Origin of the sequence: Xanthomonas sp. NCPPB 2632, from assembly GCF_041228075.2 — a bacterium.
Taxonomy (GTDB): domain Bacteria; phylum Pseudomonadota; class Gammaproteobacteria; order Xanthomonadales; family Rhodanobacteraceae; genus Luteibacter.
Map to the genome: position 1 here is coordinate 1,915,591 of NZ_CM192979.1, position 14,376 is coordinate 1,929,966.

General features: G+C 69.4%; 12 protein-coding genes. 4 read left to right on the forward strand and 8 right to left on the reverse strand.

Features of this window, described 5'->3' with window-relative positions; all coding sequences use genetic code 11:
- Positions 1–68: 68 nt before the first annotated feature.
- Together AB8808_RS08735 and AB8808_RS08740 are read left to right on the forward strand one after the other, a co-directional pair.
- A complete protein-coding gene (locus AB8808_RS08735; RefSeq protein WP_369928541.1) occupies positions 69–497 on the forward strand; it encodes a type II toxin-antitoxin system RatA family toxin in 429 nt (142 codons plus the stop codon).
- A gap of 7 nt (positions 498–504) precedes the next feature.
- Complete coding sequence (locus AB8808_RS08740; protein ID WP_369928543.1) at positions 505–768, forward strand: RnfH family protein; 264 nt, start codon at positions 505–507, stop codon at positions 766–768.
- Between the two features lie 26 nt (positions 769–794).
- Here AB8808_RS08740 and AB8808_RS08745 read toward each other — a convergent pair whose 3' ends face one another.
- Positions 795–1,262 carry an outer membrane protein assembly factor BamE gene (locus tag AB8808_RS08745; RefSeq protein WP_369928544.1) on the reverse strand — a complete coding sequence of 156 codons (468 nt, stop codon included), beginning with the start codon at positions 1,260–1,262 and terminating at the stop codon, positions 795–797.
- Positions 1,263–1,334: 72 nt separating this feature from the next.
- Here AB8808_RS08745 and fur point away from each other — a divergent pair, with 72 nt between their 5' ends.
- Complete coding sequence (fur, locus tag AB8808_RS08750; RefSeq protein WP_369928546.1) at positions 1,335–1,748, forward strand: ferric iron uptake transcriptional regulator; 414 nt, start codon at positions 1,335–1,337, stop codon at positions 1,746–1,748.
- Between the two features lie 563 nt (positions 1,749–2,311).
- Positions 2,312–3,133 (forward strand): LytR/AlgR family response regulator transcription factor, encoded by an 822-nt coding sequence (locus AB8808_RS08755; protein ID WP_369928548.1) that lies wholly within the window; start codon positions 2,312–2,314, stop codon positions 3,131–3,133.
- Positions 3,134–3,163: 30 nt separating this feature from the next.
- On the opposite strand, the gene tssA is transcribed toward AB8808_RS08755, so the two are convergent.
- From tssA to icmH, 7 genes are read right to left on the reverse strand one after another with little or no spacing between them, the layout of a single operon-like run.
- A complete protein-coding gene (gene tssA / locus AB8808_RS08760; protein ID WP_369928550.1) occupies positions 3,164–4,198 on the reverse strand; it encodes a type VI secretion system protein TssA in 1,035 nt (344 codons plus the stop codon).
- A gap of 43 nt (positions 4,199–4,241) precedes the next feature.
- The gene (locus AB8808_RS08765) at positions 4,242–4,580 is read right to left on the reverse strand and encodes a hypothetical protein (RefSeq protein ID WP_369928552.1); all 339 of its coding nucleotides are present in this window, start codon (positions 4,578–4,580) and stop codon (positions 4,242–4,244) included.
- Positions 4,577–7,429: a bifunctional serine/threonine-protein kinase/formylglycine-generating enzyme family protein gene (locus AB8808_RS08770; protein ID WP_369928553.1), complete on the reverse strand. Its 2,853-nt coding sequence runs from the start codon at positions 7,427–7,429 to the stop codon at positions 4,577–4,579. The genes AB8808_RS08765 and AB8808_RS08770 overlap by 4 nt, the downstream gene beginning before the upstream one ends.
- Positions 7,426–8,109 carry a PP2C family protein-serine/threonine phosphatase gene (locus AB8808_RS08775; RefSeq protein ID WP_369928554.1) on the reverse strand — a complete coding sequence of 228 codons (684 nt, stop codon included), beginning with the start codon at positions 8,107–8,109 and terminating at the stop codon, positions 7,426–7,428. The genes AB8808_RS08770 and AB8808_RS08775 overlap by 4 nt, the downstream gene beginning before the upstream one ends.
- A complete protein-coding gene (gene tagF, locus AB8808_RS08780) occupies positions 8,106–9,509 on the reverse strand; it encodes a type VI secretion system-associated protein TagF (RefSeq protein ID WP_369928556.1) in 1,404 nt (467 codons plus the stop codon). Before tagF ends, AB8808_RS08775 begins: the two co-directional genes overlap by 4 nt.
- Before the next feature lie 5 nt (positions 9,510–9,514).
- Complete coding sequence (gene tssM, locus AB8808_RS08785; RefSeq protein WP_369928558.1) at positions 9,515–13,057, reverse strand: type VI secretion system membrane subunit TssM; 3,543 nt, start codon at positions 13,055–13,057, stop codon at positions 9,515–9,517.
- Positions 13,054–14,376 (reverse strand): type IVB secretion system protein IcmH/DotU, encoded by a 1,323-nt coding sequence (icmH, locus tag AB8808_RS08790; protein ID WP_506193256.1) that lies wholly within the window; start codon positions 14,374–14,376, stop codon positions 13,054–13,056. Before icmH ends, tssM begins: the two co-directional genes overlap by 4 nt.

The following is a 14,376-nucleotide window of genomic DNA, read 5'->3' on the forward strand; positions in this document are numbered from 1 at the left end:
CGGTCTATCGGGTCCCTGATACAAGGCCGGCGGGTCCGTTTGCCGGCACATAAGACGAGGTCAGCTAAATGATTGAAATCCGCCGCAGTGCGATCGTTCCTTTCACGCCGGGGCAGATGTTCGACCTGGTCAACGATGTGGAAGCATACCCAAAGCGCTTCGGGTGGTGTGATGCGGCCACCGTGATCGAGCGCGAAGCCGATGTGCTGGTGGCCCGGCTGGATCTCAAGCTGGCTGGCCTGAGGCAGAGCTTCACCACCCGCAACACCATGGTCCGTCCGGAAAGCCTCACCATGACATTCGTGGAAGGCCCGTTCCGCTCGCTCGATGGCCTGTTCACCTTCCAGGCGCTGGGCGAGGTGGGTTGCAAGATCGCACTGGCGCTGGACTTCGACTACGCGGGCCTGGGCGGCTCGGTACTGAAGATGGGCTTCCAGCAGTTGGCCAACCGCATGGTGGACGATTTCTGCGACGAGGCCCGCCGCCTGTATGGCTGAGCTTGCCGTGGAAGTGACCTACGCGGGCCCGGAGGGGCAGGGCGTCGTGGGGCTGGTCGTGCCTGCTGGCACATCCGCCTGGGAGGCGGTGGGGATGGCCCTGCCACGGTTACCCGCGGGGCTGGTGCCGGACCCGGCGCGCCTGGGCATCTTTGCGAAGAAGGTGGCGCCCGATCGGCCGCTGGAAGCGGGCGACCGCGTGGAAATCTACCGGCCGCTGATCCTGGACCCGATGGAGGCCCGGCGGCGCCGCGCGAAACGCGGCGCCTGATCCTGCCGGCCGGCTTCCGCCGACGCTTACTTCTTGTCGTCGCCCGACGAGCCGCCGCCGAACACGCCGCCGTCGTCCTTCTTGCTGTCGTCGGCGCTGGTGTTCTTGTCGCCCTGGGCGCCGCCCACGGGGTTGGCCTTGTATTTCTGCGAGTCCTTCAGCAACTGCTGGGCATCCTGGGCGAAGAAATCGCCTTCGGTGCGGACCAGCGTGTCGTTGTTGAAGGTCAGGGTGAGGGTACGAGTGGTCATCTTCTTGCCGCGATGCGAGAAGGTGGACACATAGTCCCAGCGATCCTGGTCGAACGGCGAGGTGACCGAGGGGGTGCCCAGCAGCACCAGGACCTGACGCTTGGTCATGCCGGGCTGCAGCTGATCGACGTTTTTCTTGTCGAGCAGGTTGCCCTGCTGCACGTCGGGAGTATAGACGAGGCCACAGCCCGCGATGGCGACTGCCATCATGGCCAAACCCAGCGTGCGAATGAGCTTATGCATGCGTAGTAACGTCCGGATCGTGAAGCCTGCGATGATACACTAAGCGCCTGACGGCACCGCGAGGGGGTCTTTATGGACCAGGAAACCAAAGAGCTCCGCAAGGCGGGTCTCAAAGTCACACATCCGCGCATGCGGATACTGCAGATCTTCGAAGAGGCGGACGAGCGCCACCTCACGGCCGAAGACATCTACAAGCGTCTGCTTGCGCACCAGGAGGACATCGGGCTTGCCACGGTGTATCGGGTGCTCACCCAGTTCGAAGCGGCCGGCATCGTCATGAAGCACAACTTCGAGGGTGGGCAGGCCGTCTACGAGCTGGATCGCGGCAAGCATCATGACCACATGATCGACGTTGACAGCGGAAAGGTGATCGAGTTCATCAGCGAGGAGATCGAGCGCCTCCAGCACGAGATCGCCGATCGCCACGGCTACGTCATCGAGGACCACAGCCTGGTGCTTTACGTCAGGCCCAAGAAGAAGCGCTGAACCTTACTGCGTCACCCCCTCCATCACCCCCGTGGCGCAAGCCACGGGGGTGATTGCGTTTGTCGAGGGAAATTACGTTATCCGTCACGGCTTACGTTTTGGAAACGTTCGTTCGAAACGCATTACATGAAGAATTGATTAACATTGATTATCCGTACCGATGCGTACGCGTATGTGTTTTTCGATTATAGGAATGCTTTTTCAAGGCCCCTCCGGATTACGTTTTTTATGTGACGTAATAAGCATATTCATGCCCAAATAGTGCATGTAAACGTTCTCATGGCTTTTTGTAACAAAACTGCCTCTTGTTCCGTTCCGTGTCGCCAAAACACCGGTTTATCGATTGAAATGTCCGCTTCATAACAAATTCTATTTCCCATCACGGGGACGGGCTAAGCTTCGAATTCGCCGAAACTGGCACAACGGAGCCCGTTGCAATGAAGCCCTCGAAAAAGGTTTTCGCACGTGAGCGTTATTGCGGTGAATCCGCATCCCGTATGGGCGGGCAGGACGCGCATTACGGGCCCGGCATTACGATGTCAGCCGATGGCGGGCGAGATGAAATGGGCGAAACCCTTCGCAAGGAAATGACGCCGTTGCCGCGGGCCGACCGTTCTCGTCCGTTGCGTTGCCTGGTGGTGGATGCGGACGTGCACCAGCGCCAGAGTGCGATCGACTACCTCGGCGCCGACCCGGATATCCACGAGATTTTCGAGGCCGGCAACGGCTTCGACGCCATCCAGCTGGTCGACCGATACGCGCCGGACCTAATGCTGCTCGATGTGCAGATGCCGGTCCTGGGCGGCATACAGGTGGTCGGGCATATCGGCGTATCGCGCATGCCGCCTACGTTGTTCCTGACCGCGTTCGACCAGCAGTCCATCGGCTCGCTGGAGGCCATGGCGCTGGACTATGTGCTCAAGCCGTTGAACCCCAAGCGTTTGTCCATCGCGGTGGATCGTCTGAAGGGGCAGCTGGAGGAAGCGCCGCTGGCGCAGTTCAGGCAGAAGCTGGAGAAATCGTTGTCGCCCACCCCGGTATTGCCCCGTTACCTCGATCGCTTCGTCATCAAGTCGCCCGAGCGCACCGAACTGATCCGCGTGGAATCCGTGGACTGTATCGAGAGCGCCGGGGTGTACCTCAGCCTGCACGTCGGCAACCGCCGGCTGATCTATCGCTCGGCCATGCAGGAGGTGGCGGCCAGCCTCGATCCGCGGCAGTTCATCCGCATCCATCGGTCCACCATCGTCAATATCGACAGCATCGTGGCCCTCGAGTCCATCTCGCACGGCGAGTTCAAGGTCATCCTGACCAGCGGCGAGCAGTTCCGAGTCAGCCGCACCTACCGCCCCTTGCTGGAAGCGAGGCTGGGGCAGCCGCTCTGACGTTTCGCCGGCGGCACGGCAGGCGGACGGTCAGTCGTCGTCCGGTGTGCCCGCGACCACCCGCAGTTCGCTCATGCCGCCCGGGGCGAGATCTTCCAGCAGCATCAGGAAGTCCATGCCGATGAGGCGCTGGGCGCGACGCAGCAGCAAGGGCACGGGGCTGGACGGCTCGCTGCGGGCGTAATAGTCGCAGATGCGGTCGATCGCCCGGGACGCGTCCTGGGGGCTCTCGATCCGGCCCGGTATGCCCGGCAGCGCCTGGCCTTCATCGGTGGCGTCCTCGCCCGTGGCGGCCTCCCCGGCGGGTGCGGGGCAGCGGCGCGCCACCTGTGTGCCGAGGAAGCCACTCAGTTCGCGCACGTCCTGTAGCAGGGGCTGCAGATCCGGCGCCGCCAGGCCCAGCCGGTCGCCGAGCAGCCAGGCCATACCCTCGGCGTGGGCCAGGGCGCGCGAGGCCGCGTCGGCCGCCTCCAGGAGGTCGCCTTCCGCGCAATCCAGGCAGCAGGCTTCGATGTCCACCAGGGTGAGCGGCGGTCCGCCGTCGTGGGACGCCTCGATCTTCAGCGTGCCGCTGGCCAGCCGCAGGTCGCGCAGCGAGAACCGTCCCATGCGCGGCGAGGTCACCACCGTGGCGTTGCGGAAATAGCCCAGAGCACCGCGGGTGTCGCATACGGCGGCGACGGCATTGGCCCGTGCCGTCGGGTCGTTGTCGTCCTCGGCGTCGGGCCGTGGATGCACGTCGGCCCAGAAATCGTGCAGCAGCCGATGCAGCAGCTCCAGGCCCGCCGCCCAGCCGGGCAGGTGGGTGCTTCGCGTCCACGCGCACAGCAGGCGCACGGCGATGCGGATGTCCTTGGAAACGCCCAGTAGCTTGGTCGCGTCCACACGGACCTTGTCCCAGTCCGGCTCGCGCGCCTCCTTCACGGCATCGCCCACGGCGCGTTCGGCCATCGGCGAAGCGATGCGTTCCAGGTCGAGGAACGCGGGGTCGTACTCCAGGTCGTCCCCGGCGGGTGATGCTTCGCTGACGGGTTGCAACACGGTGTCCAGATCGAAGTCGGTCATGCGGGGGGCCTCGGGCAACGGGGGCGGCGTGGGGCGGGCGGGTTCATGGGCCGCGGACGATCGGCAGCAGGATGACCACGCAACCGGCCAGCAGGATCAGCAGGAGGGTCCATACGACGATGGGGCCGGCACGCACATGGGTTCCCGCCGATGCCGATGCCCCATCCGTACCCTCACGGGGACCGGTAACGACGCCGGCCGGCACGACGCAGGGCGTGGGCCGGCGCACGGTCACGTCGCGCGTGGTCTCCAGCCCAGCGCGCAGGCGATGGAACAGGTGGCGACGGTACGCCCGGTAATCCTCGACGCTGGTCCGGCCAGCGCGCAGGTCGTCGTCCAGCGCGCGCAGGGCGTGATTGGTCCGTTGCTCCAGCAGGCTCATCGGAGTGTCCTCACCAGACGAAAACCGACATCGGCCTGCGGCGGCCCGCGATCGTCATGGCGCGGCGAGGCGGTGCAGGGGGCGGTGGCGCTGACGACCACCGTGTGGGGCGTCGCCACCACCCATTCGTCGGTCCGCCCGTCGAGCGTGGTGCCCCACGTGCCGCCGTCGCGCCGGGCGCCGCGTCCGCTGTCCTTGCAGGTGGCGTTGCCGACGATCGCGTGTTTCCACTCGGCGTCGGAAGGCAGGCGGTAACCGTAGCCGGACATGCGCGACAACCAGCTCGCGTACATGCGTGCCTGCGCCAGGTACAGGCGACGCGCCGGCTGGGCCGGGTCGCCGGTCAGCGGCTCGCAGCGCTCGGTGCCCGCGCAGTAGCGATTGAAATCGGCGACCGTGATCGGCGTGCGCGTGATCGCGTATGGCGCCAGACCGTCACCGCCCGGCACCACGACGGTGGCCGGCGCACGGGTACCGTCGCTCAGCAGGTCGATGCACGAGCGGCCGCTTCCCGCCAGCGCCGCCAGGTTGCAGGGATCACCGCCCTGCGCGCGGGCCAGGCCGTGCGTGCTCGCCTCCCGGGGGCGCTGGCCGACCACGTCCGCCACTGCCGCGGGGCTCGTGTGCGCGGCGAGCGACGCGAGCAGCGTGGCCATCGACAGGGCGCCGGCGCGGCCGGCATCGTGCAGTTCGCCGTCCAGCTGGCGCAGGCCCCTGGCATCGGTGCGGCGCAGGGCGTCGTAGCGCTTCTGGATATCGGTCACGGCGTTGGTGGCCACCGGTGGCGTGGCGTCCAGCGCGGCCTCGACAGTGGCGACCAGGTCGTAGCGCTCGCGCGCCGCCTGCAGGTCGGTGCGACGGCCCAGCGCGGTCATGGCGCCCCGCAAGGTCGCCACGGCCTCCGGCCAGTGTCCGTGCCGTGCCTTGTCGTGGGCCTGGTCCAGGTAGGTGGCGGCGATCAGCCGGGGGCCGTCGTCCTTGACGAAACCGTTGTCCGCCTGCAAAGCGCGGGCATGATCGAGGGCCCGCTGCGCCTTGTCCGTATCGCCGGCCGCGGCCGCGCGCTTCACCGCCTCGATCGCGGAGGCCATCTCCGCCATCGTTGCCTCCGCTTGCGACGGGCTGGCCGCCGGCTGCGTCGCATTGCGCCGGGCGCGCAGCCGTTGCGAATCGGGGAACAGCGTCGATGCTACCGTGAGCAGGCGCCTGGCCTGGTCGGTGTCGCCGCGAGCCGTCGCGGCCGCGATGGCGGCTTCGTATTTCAGGCCGATCTCGTCGTCTTCCTGTCGGGCACCCTCCGGGTCCAGGGCACGGATACGCCGCACCAGCACGGGGGTGCTGTCGGCGGGGCCGTCGAGTAGCGATCCCGCGGCCAGTGCATCGCGCAGGCGGCTGTCGAACGCATTCAGGCGATCGTTGCGCTCGCGCTCCACGGCGGCCTTGCGTGCATCGAGCGACGGCGAAAACAGCTTGAGGCGATCGCGCAGCGCGAACACCCGTTGCACGCCCGCGTAATCCTCGGCGCCCGTGGCCGGGTGCCAGTAATGATCCAGACGTGCCGCCAGGAAGGCCTCGATGCGCCGGTTGCCGTCGAGCACGAAGCGGGCGCGCTCGTCGTCGTCCAGGCGCTCGAAGGCTTTCAGCGCGTGCCCCTCGTCGCCACCTTCGGTGAATGCCGCCGCCACCGTCGACATGCGTGCCGCGTGGGTGCCGCGCAGGATGGCCCAGCCACCGATCGCCGCGATCGCGACGACGACCGCGGCGATGGCCATCCATCCGCGCAGGCGCTCCCGCATGCTTCGCGGGCGCAGTTCGTCCAGCAGGGCGGCGACACTGCGCGGCCGCCGATGCCGCTCGAACGCCACGCTGTCGCGTAGCGCGTGCCACGCCCGTGGGCGCAGGCCACGCACGCGGGGCGCGCGGCGTCCGTTGCGCATCGCGTCTTCGGCGCTCATCCGCTCGAAGGGATGCGCACCGGTAAGCAGCTCGAACACGACGCAACCCAGCGCGTAGATATCGTCGGCGGGCACCGAGCGCTTGCCGCTGGTCACGTCGGGACTGGCGTAGGCCGGCGTGAGGGCATTGAGCGAATGCGCATCGAACACGGTGGCGTCGTCGTCGTCGCGCGGCGGGTGACCGTCGTGGCCGAAGGCACCGGCACGGGCGATACCGAAGTCGAACACCTTGGCCGTGCCACCGCCGGTAACCATGACGTTGCCCGGCTTGAAATCCGCATGCACCACGCCGTTGTCGTGCGCGTGCTGCAAGCCGCATCCCATGCCCTGGATCAGCGGCCAGGCGCGGGCCAGCGGCATGCCGCCGGTCGCGTCCTCGCGAATCACCCGGCGCAGGTCCCTGCCGTCGATGTATTCCATCGTCATGAACACGATGTCGCCGTGGCGATCGAAATCGTGCACCCGCACGATATTGGGGTGGGCCAGGTGCTGGGTGCGGCGCGCCTCGCGCTGCAACGCGACCAGTGCATCCGGGTGACGCCTGAACGCGTCGTTGAGCACCTTCACCGCCATCTCCGGATCGCGGTCCTGCGCCTCCACCTTGCGCTCGTCGCGGGCCAGGTAGACCACGCCCATGCCGCCGCGTCCCAGTTCGCGCAGCAGCAGGAAGCGCTCCTTCAGCAGCAGGCCGGCGTGCGCGTGCTGCGTGGCGGATACGGGTACCGACGACGCGCGCGTGGGTACGACCGGCTGGAACACCGTGGCGTCGTCGTCGTGGCCGGACGATGTCGCCGACGCGTCCGTGATCGGTGGCGACGGTGGCGTCGTGCCCTCCGGCCGTTCGATGCGCAGGGGCGAGACCTCGGTCAGGTCGCGGTCGTCTTCATGGGTCATGGGTGCAGCCTCACTACCACGGCCGACAGGTTGTCGCGCGCGCGGCGCGACAACGCGGTGTCGAACACGTGCTCCAGGACGTGGTCCGGCTCGCGGTGGCGTCCGAGCAGGTCGTCCAGCTCCGTGTCGCTCAGTTCCTTGTTCACGCCGTCCGAGCACAGCAGGAAACGCATCCCCGGGCGCGGCGTGGCGACCACCCAGTCGACATGCAACACGTCGTCGGCACCGATGGCGCGGGTGAGCGCCCCCGGGGTCACGCCGTCGCCGCCGTCGTGCACATGGTCGCGCGTGAGCCGGCGCAGCGCGCCGTCGTGCCAGGCGTAGGCGCGGCTGTCGCCGACCCAGCCGCACAGCAGGAAGTCGTCGCCGTTCACCAGCATCACGACGGTGGACGCGATCAGTGCGACGCCGCGCGACGAGGCCATGGCGCGGAGGTCGCGATTGACCGCCTGCAGCGTGTCCTCGATGGATTCGATGAAGTCGCCGATGCTACCGTCGCGCGACAGCGCGCCGAGCCGCTGCACGATCGCGGTGCTCGCGTCGTCGCCTGCGGCGTGTCCGCCCAGGCCATCGGCCACGGCCCACAATCCCAGGTCGTCGCGCACCAGGATCGCGTCCTCGTTGCGCGCACGCACCTTGCCGGTATCGGTCTTGCCTGCGGAAGAAAGGGATCGTTTCATGCGGGAATATCGATCACGCCGATGGGCCACGTGGAAGGGTGCGAGCGCAGGCCGGCCACCTGGCCGAGGCGGCCGCGCACGTGGTCCGGGTCGGCGTGCGCCAGCGCGTCGGCGAACCGGGCCTCGGGCAGACCGCACAGCGCGCGCGTGGCGACCAGCAGCAGGCGGTCGCCCGGTGCCAGGGCGCACGGTGCGTCGTCGATCCGCGGCGGCAGCATGCCGCCCAGGCCCGGGCGTGCGGGACCCGCGGGTCCGAACAGCAGGTCGTCCAGGCCGCCGTCGTTCGGCGCGGTGACCGTCGCGAACACCGGTCGGAGCCGGCCACGCCGCCAGTGCCACGCCGCCGCGGCACCGATCCGCAGCAGGCGCGCGTGGCCGCCGTTCCATTGCGCCGCCACGACGGCGGTGTCCGCCAACGGCGCGCCGACCGGATCGACGCGGCGTTCGCCGAGGTGCGCGTGCAACGACAACAAGGCGTCGCGCAAGGTGTCGATGCCGTCGTGCTGGCCGGCAAGGCCATGGACCGCCTGCGCGATGCGCATGTCGTCCGGTGTCTGCGCGTCGTCGGCGCAGACCACGGCCATGTTGCGGTCGCGCAGGTGGATGACCGGCGTGGGCGCGACTGCAAGGATCGACCCCCGCGGCATCGCCGGCGCGCGCTCGTGCCGGGCGGTGTCGGCCGCGATAGAGGGTGACGCGACGGACGGTGCCGGCGCCCCGCCGCGGGTCGCGGCCTCGTCGAGCAGCAACGTGTAATCGGTGGGCAGGCCCCGCGTCGCCAGCACGGCCGGCGCGGCCGTGCGCTCGTCGGTCCACCACAGGCACCAGGGCTCGGGGCGTCGGGCAAGCTGCTGCCAGCTGTCGAGCAGCGCGGCCTCGTAGGCGCACGCGTCCGCCAGCGGCAGGCGCCAGTGGCCGGCATGGCCGGGCAGGGTGGCCAGTCCGGCGGCCGTGTCGATGGCCTCGGGCCCGGGCAACTGCACGATCGCCGCCGCCAGCGCATCGGCGTCCAGCCCGTGCGTCACCTGCGCGCGCCGGTGCAAGGCGGCCAGTGCGCCGAACCAGCGCGTGGCGCGCAGGAGGTGTCGCACCCAGGACGGATCGGTCGTCCACGGCGTGGCCATCACCATCGGGAAACCGCGGCCCACCCGGTCGCTGGACGGGCCGACGATGCCTGCCCACGCGTGCTCGCCGCAGACACGCGGCGCCAGCAGGAAACGCCACGTCGGTGCGGCCCGCCACGCGTCCTGCCAGCGTGCGCCGTGGCGCTGGCGTGCCGCCGCCATGGCCTGCTGCATGCCGTCGTCCCACGGTTGCACGAAGGCCGGCGGCAGCCCGCGCCGGGCGAAATCGCCCAGGGCGGGCAGCTTGCCGAAGAAGCCGAGCCGTGTGTCGGTCATCGCATTCATCCGGGGCACCGGAAGCGGCGCACGCGCGCGTCGCCGAACGGGTGCCTGAGATTGGACGGCTGGATCGTCACGGGCACCGCATGGCCGCCGACAGTGAAGCGGGCGACGAGACGCAGATCGCCCTGCGCCTGCACGCCGGCGGCATCCAGCGCGTGGAACCAGGCCCACTCGCCTTCGTAGTCCAGGTCGGCGAGTTTGGCGCCGGTGGCATCCTCGGCGCTGACGATCACCTGTCCGGGTTTGGGACCGGGCCACTTCATCGCCACGGCGTCCTCGCCCGGCGATGCCAGCGTCTGGCCATCCACGACCAGGCTGAAGCTGCGCAGCTCCGGTGGCAGCGGCCCCACGCGCACCATGAAATCCACCTCGGGCTGCGGGCCACCGCGGAAGTACGCCTGGCGGATATCGTCGGCCAGCTGGGCCTGCGCCGGCAGGTTGGCGGGGCCGCTCGCCGCGGCTTTCTTCCAGCGCCAGGTGCCGCCACCCGTGTCGATCAGCGGCGACAGTTTCTGCTTGAAGAAGGTGTCGAAGCGCCCGCCGTTGCCGAACAGCTCGGCGAAGTTCTGCAACGGGATGTCGGAGCTGCCGTCGGCCCGGAACGGGTAACGGCCATCGACCATGCGCGTGCAGTCGTTGCCGGCGGCTTCGCGGAACGCGTCGCCCAGCGCGCCGCTGACCCCGCTGGCGACCAGGGCCTGGCTGCGTCCGGTGAGGTTGGACAGCATGCCGCCCACCTGTGGCGGTAGCTGGCTGGCATCCTGCCGCGCGCCCAGCAGCACGGGGTCGGCCTGCGCGGTGGCGTCGTCGAAACTGTCCATGGTCAGCAGGTGCTTGCCCAGCTGGTCCAGCACACCCACGGTGCGATCGATCGCCGCGCCGCCCGCCGGCCCGGCGGTCAGCTGGTTGAGGTCGGCGAAGTGTTCCTCGATGCTGGCCCCGGGCCGTTGCTCGCTGGCGCCCGTGTCGTGGCGGCCGTCGTCGTCGGGCAGGATCGCGCCCGCATCGTGCAGCTGGCGGGCGAGGTTGCTGCGCGACACCACGCGGTCGGTGGCCATGCGCTTGCCGACGCCCGCGGCGCGCTCTTCACTCACCGAGCGCGTCTTGCCGGTGGCCGGGCCGCGCATCAGGTCGCTGGTGTTGTCACGCACCACGACCAGCAGCGCCTTCAGGGGGGAGGCCGGGCCGGAAAGGCGCGCGGCCACCGCGCTGGCATCCTGGATGGTGGTCACCGGTTGCAGTTCCAGGTCGGCCAGCAGGTCGTCCCACGCCTTGATGTAATCGCGCTCGTACATCGCCATCACTTCCTGGGTGATGCGCGAGCGCGCAAGCGGATCGATGCGGTGCGAGCCGAACACCCAGTCTTCCTTGACGAAGCGCTCCACGGCCTCGTCGACGCCGCCGGCGGCCTCCGCGGCGAACAGGGCGCGGGTGTACAACGCAGGCAACGGTGTCGACATCGGGGTGCCGCTGCGTCGATGGAACACGTTGCCGAGCAGGCCCAGCGACTGGTCCAGGCGCAGGGGCGGCGCACCCGAGCTTTCCGCGCGCAGCCGCACGCTGTCGTAGACCAGCACGGAGGCATCCGCGGTTTGCAGCGTGGCGCGGGCCTGGGCGACCAGCCCGGCATCGACCGGCAGGGCGCGTGGTTTCTCCTTCGACTCCAGCAACGCGGTGAAGTGGCGGTCCAGCGCCTTCTGCACGTCGGCGTCCGCGGGAAACAGCCGGCGCCATTCCACGCGTGCCAGCGCCGCCAGCTCCGCGGGCGCCAGATGGGCGGGCTCGCCCAGCATCAGGTAACCCTTGAGGTAGTCGTACACCTCCTGCGGCTGCCGCGCGCTGGCGGCCAGGCCGTCGCGGAAGCGCACGCCGGCCGCTGGCAGCAGGCTGCCGTTGAGCTCGCGCCGGTACGCGTCGTGGACCGCCTCGGCCAGCACCGCACCGCGGTACAGGCCCAGGCGCATCAGCCACGGTACGTCGCCCTCGTGGCGCGCCGCCACGGCGTGCGCTTCGTCGAGGATTTCCAGTCGCTGCAGGCTGCGGGCGAGGTAGACCTTCAGCGATCCGGCCCGGGCCAGGTCGTCGGCACGCGCGGGAAAGTCGGCCATCGCCTCGCGCACATCGGCGATCAGCGCTCGGTTGCGGCCGTAGCTGGTGGACATGCCGACGACGGCCAGCACCACGAGCGCAGCGGTACCCAGCACGACACCGGCGCGCAGCAACAGGAGACGCCGTTCGCTGGCGGGGTCCGCACCGGCGAAGCCGGATTCCTTCAAGATCACGTCCTTGATCAATCGCTCGACGAAGAAGCTGCGGCGCGGTGCGGCGGGCACCGGCATGCGCGAGGCGTCCACGCCGAACGTGCGCGCCACCGTGCCCAGCATGCGGTCGATCGGCGTGCCTTCCTGCGTGCCGGAGGTGAAGTAGACGCCGCGCAGCAGCGGCGTGTCGCCGTACTGGTGGCTGCCGAACACGCTGCCGACGAAGGCGTTGGCCAGCGCGTGCAGGGCACCCATTTCCTGCGGGAACGACAGCAGGGCGGCGCGACGCACGTCGTTGCGCTCGGCATGCAGGCGCGCCACCACGCGCGTCTCCAGGCGCGCGAGCAGCAGGTCGAATTCCTCGCCGAAGCGGGACGCGGCGCTGCCGTCGAGGGTCTTCGCCACGGGAACGGTGAAGCCCCATACCTGGCTGCGCAGCTCCGGGCCGAGATCGTCGAAGAATTCGGAGAAGCCGGCCACGAGGTCGCACTTGGTCAGCACGACATACACCGGCACGCGCATCTTCAGGCCCGCGTTCAATTCGTCGAGGCGACGGCGGATGGCACGCGCGTGGACGAGGCGCTCCGACTCGTCCAGCGTCAGCAGGTCCGACACGCTCATGCTGACGATCACGCCGTTCAGCGGACGCCGGCGCCGGTAGCGACGCAGCAGGCGGAGGAAGTCCATCCAGGCGGACGCATCGGTGGCCGCGTCGGAATCCTGGGTGGTGTAGCGCCCCGCGGTATCGAGGAACACCGCCTCGTCGGCGAACCACCATTCGCAATCGCGCGTGCCGCCCACCCCGCGCACGGCGTGGGTGCCGGCGTGCGCCGCCACCGGGAAGTCGAGGCCCGAGTACTGCAGCAGCGTCGTCTTGCCCGATCCCGGCGGCCCGATCACCGCATACCACGGCAGGGCATACAGGTTGCGGCCGCGCCGACGCGTGCGGCGCAGGGTATCGACCGCCTGCTGGAACAGCGTGCGCAGGCGCGCGGATTCGGCGGCGGCCGCTTCCGCGGCGTGGTCGGCGTCGGCCCCGGCCATGGCCGCGGCCAGGCCGTTGTCGCGCCGGTGCTCGCGCCATAGCGCGATGGCCACCACCACGGCCCAGATCAGCAACAGCGCGAGGATCGCGGCGACCCGCGCGGCCACGGACGCGAGCGGCTGGGTAGCGCCCAGGCCGAGGTACGGCCCGCCGATCCAAACCAGCACGCCCAACAGCAGCACGCCCACCAGGCCCATGACACGGCCCGATTTCAACCAGCCAAGGCGCAGGCTCATCGGCTCGTCTCCGGCAGGTACATGATCTCGACACGGCGGTTGCGCGCGCGGTTGGCCGGCAGGTCCACGGGCGTGGCCACCGGTTGCGACGGTCCCGCGCCGCTCGACTCCAGGCGACGCGGGTCGTCCAGGCCCTCGGCGAGGATCGTCACCGTCGAGCGCGCACGCTGGGTGGACAGCTCGAAGTTGTCCTTGAAGCGCAGCGATCGCACCGGCTGGTCGTCGGTATGCCCGACCACCACCACGCGGCCGGGCACCTGGTTCAGGGCCCAGGTGATCCGATGCAGCAGGGGCACCACGTCGGCCGTGATGTCGGCGCCACCGGAAGGGAACATTTCCGAGGCGGCCAGCCGGACACTGGCCCGGCCGTCCGCTTGCTCGTCGATGGACAGCTTGCCGGCGGCTTCCTCGGGCGCGAGCAGTTGCTTGAGGGTCTTGCGCACGGGCACCACTTTCGCGCGGGGCGTAGGCGGCGGTGCGTTTTCCGTGCCGATCGGCGCCAGCTGCGCATTAAGCGGCTCGTCCAGCGCGCTCAGGCGGTTCTGGAAGCACAGCCACGCCGACAGCAGCACGCAGGCCGCCGCCACCGCCACGACCCACAGCGGCACGTAGCGCAGGAAGGGATTGCGGCGATCGTCCATGCCGCGCCAGTGCGGCGCCAGCTCCGTGGCCGGCGCCTCACGCAGGGCGCGGATGCGCCGGTACAGGTCTTCCTGGATGTCGGCCAGGCGGCCGATGCCGCCCGGTTCCACGAGGTAGCGCCCGCCGAAACCCAGCGCCAGGCAGATGTACATCATCTCGATCAGGTCGAGGTGCCGCGAGACGTCCTGGCCGAGCCGGTCCAGGATCTGGAAGAACTTGGCACCGCCGTAGGTTTCGCCATGGAAGGTCACCAGCAGGGTTTTCTGCGACCAGCCGGTGGGATCGCCCCACGGCGTGTTGAGCACGGATTCGTCGATCATCGTGCACAGCACGTAGCGCGCCGCCAGCACCGTCTGCGCAGGGATGCCGATGGACTGCGCATGATTTTCGAAGTGCCTGATCTGCGTCACCGCCTGCTCGCGCAGGCGCGGCATGTCGGGCACGTCCACGCTGTGGCGCAACTGCACGGCCAGCAGCAGCAACGGGCTGGCCGCGCGTGCCAGCGGGTTCATGCCGCCGCGGATGAAGTCGCCCAGTTCGGCGCGCACGGCCGTCGCGGCGTGTTCCGTAGCAACCACCGGGCGGTGGCCGGGCATCGTTGCCGGGCCCTGCGACCGCAGCACGGTACGGTCGTCGTCCGTCCGCCGCGTGGCGTCGTCGTCGTGCATGCTGGACAT

Coding starts and splice junctions, on each gene's coding strand:
- AB8808_RS08735 (WP_369928541.1), top strand. CDS start 69: ATGATTGAAATCCGCCGCAGTGCGATCGTTCCTTTCACGCCGGGGCAG.
- AB8808_RS08745 (WP_369928544.1), bottom strand. CDS start 1,262: ATGCATAAGCTCATTCGCACGCTGGGTTTGGCCATGATGGCAGTCGCC.
- fur (WP_369928546.1), top strand. CDS start 1,335: ATGGACCAGGAAACCAAAGAGCTCCGCAAGGCGGGTCTCAAAGTCACA.
- AB8808_RS08755 (WP_369928548.1), top strand. CDS start 2,312: ATGGGCGAAACCCTTCGCAAGGAAATGACGCCGTTGCCGCGGGCCGAC.
- tssA (WP_369928550.1), bottom strand. CDS start 4,198: ATGACCGACTTCGATCTGGACACCGTGTTGCAACCCGTCAGCGAAGCA.
- AB8808_RS08765 (WP_369928552.1), bottom strand. CDS start 4,580: ATGAGCCTGCTGGAGCAACGGACCAATCACGCCCTGCGCGCGCTGGAC.
- AB8808_RS08770 (WP_369928553.1), bottom strand. CDS start 7,429: ATGACCCATGAAGACGACCGCGACCTGACCGAGGTCTCGCCCCTGCGC.
- AB8808_RS08775 (WP_369928554.1), bottom strand. CDS start 8,109: ATGAAACGATCCCTTTCTTCCGCAGGCAAGACCGATACCGGCAAGGTG.
- tagF (WP_369928556.1), bottom strand. CDS start 9,509: ATGACCGACACACGGCTCGGCTTCTTCGGCAAGCTGCCCGCCCTGGGC.
- tssM (WP_369928558.1), bottom strand. CDS start 13,057: ATGAGCCTGCGCCTTGGCTGGTTGAAATCGGGCCGTGTCATGGGCCTG.
- icmH (WP_506193256.1), bottom strand. CDS start 14,376: ATGTCCAGCATGCACGACGACGACGCCACGCGGCGGACGGACGACGAC.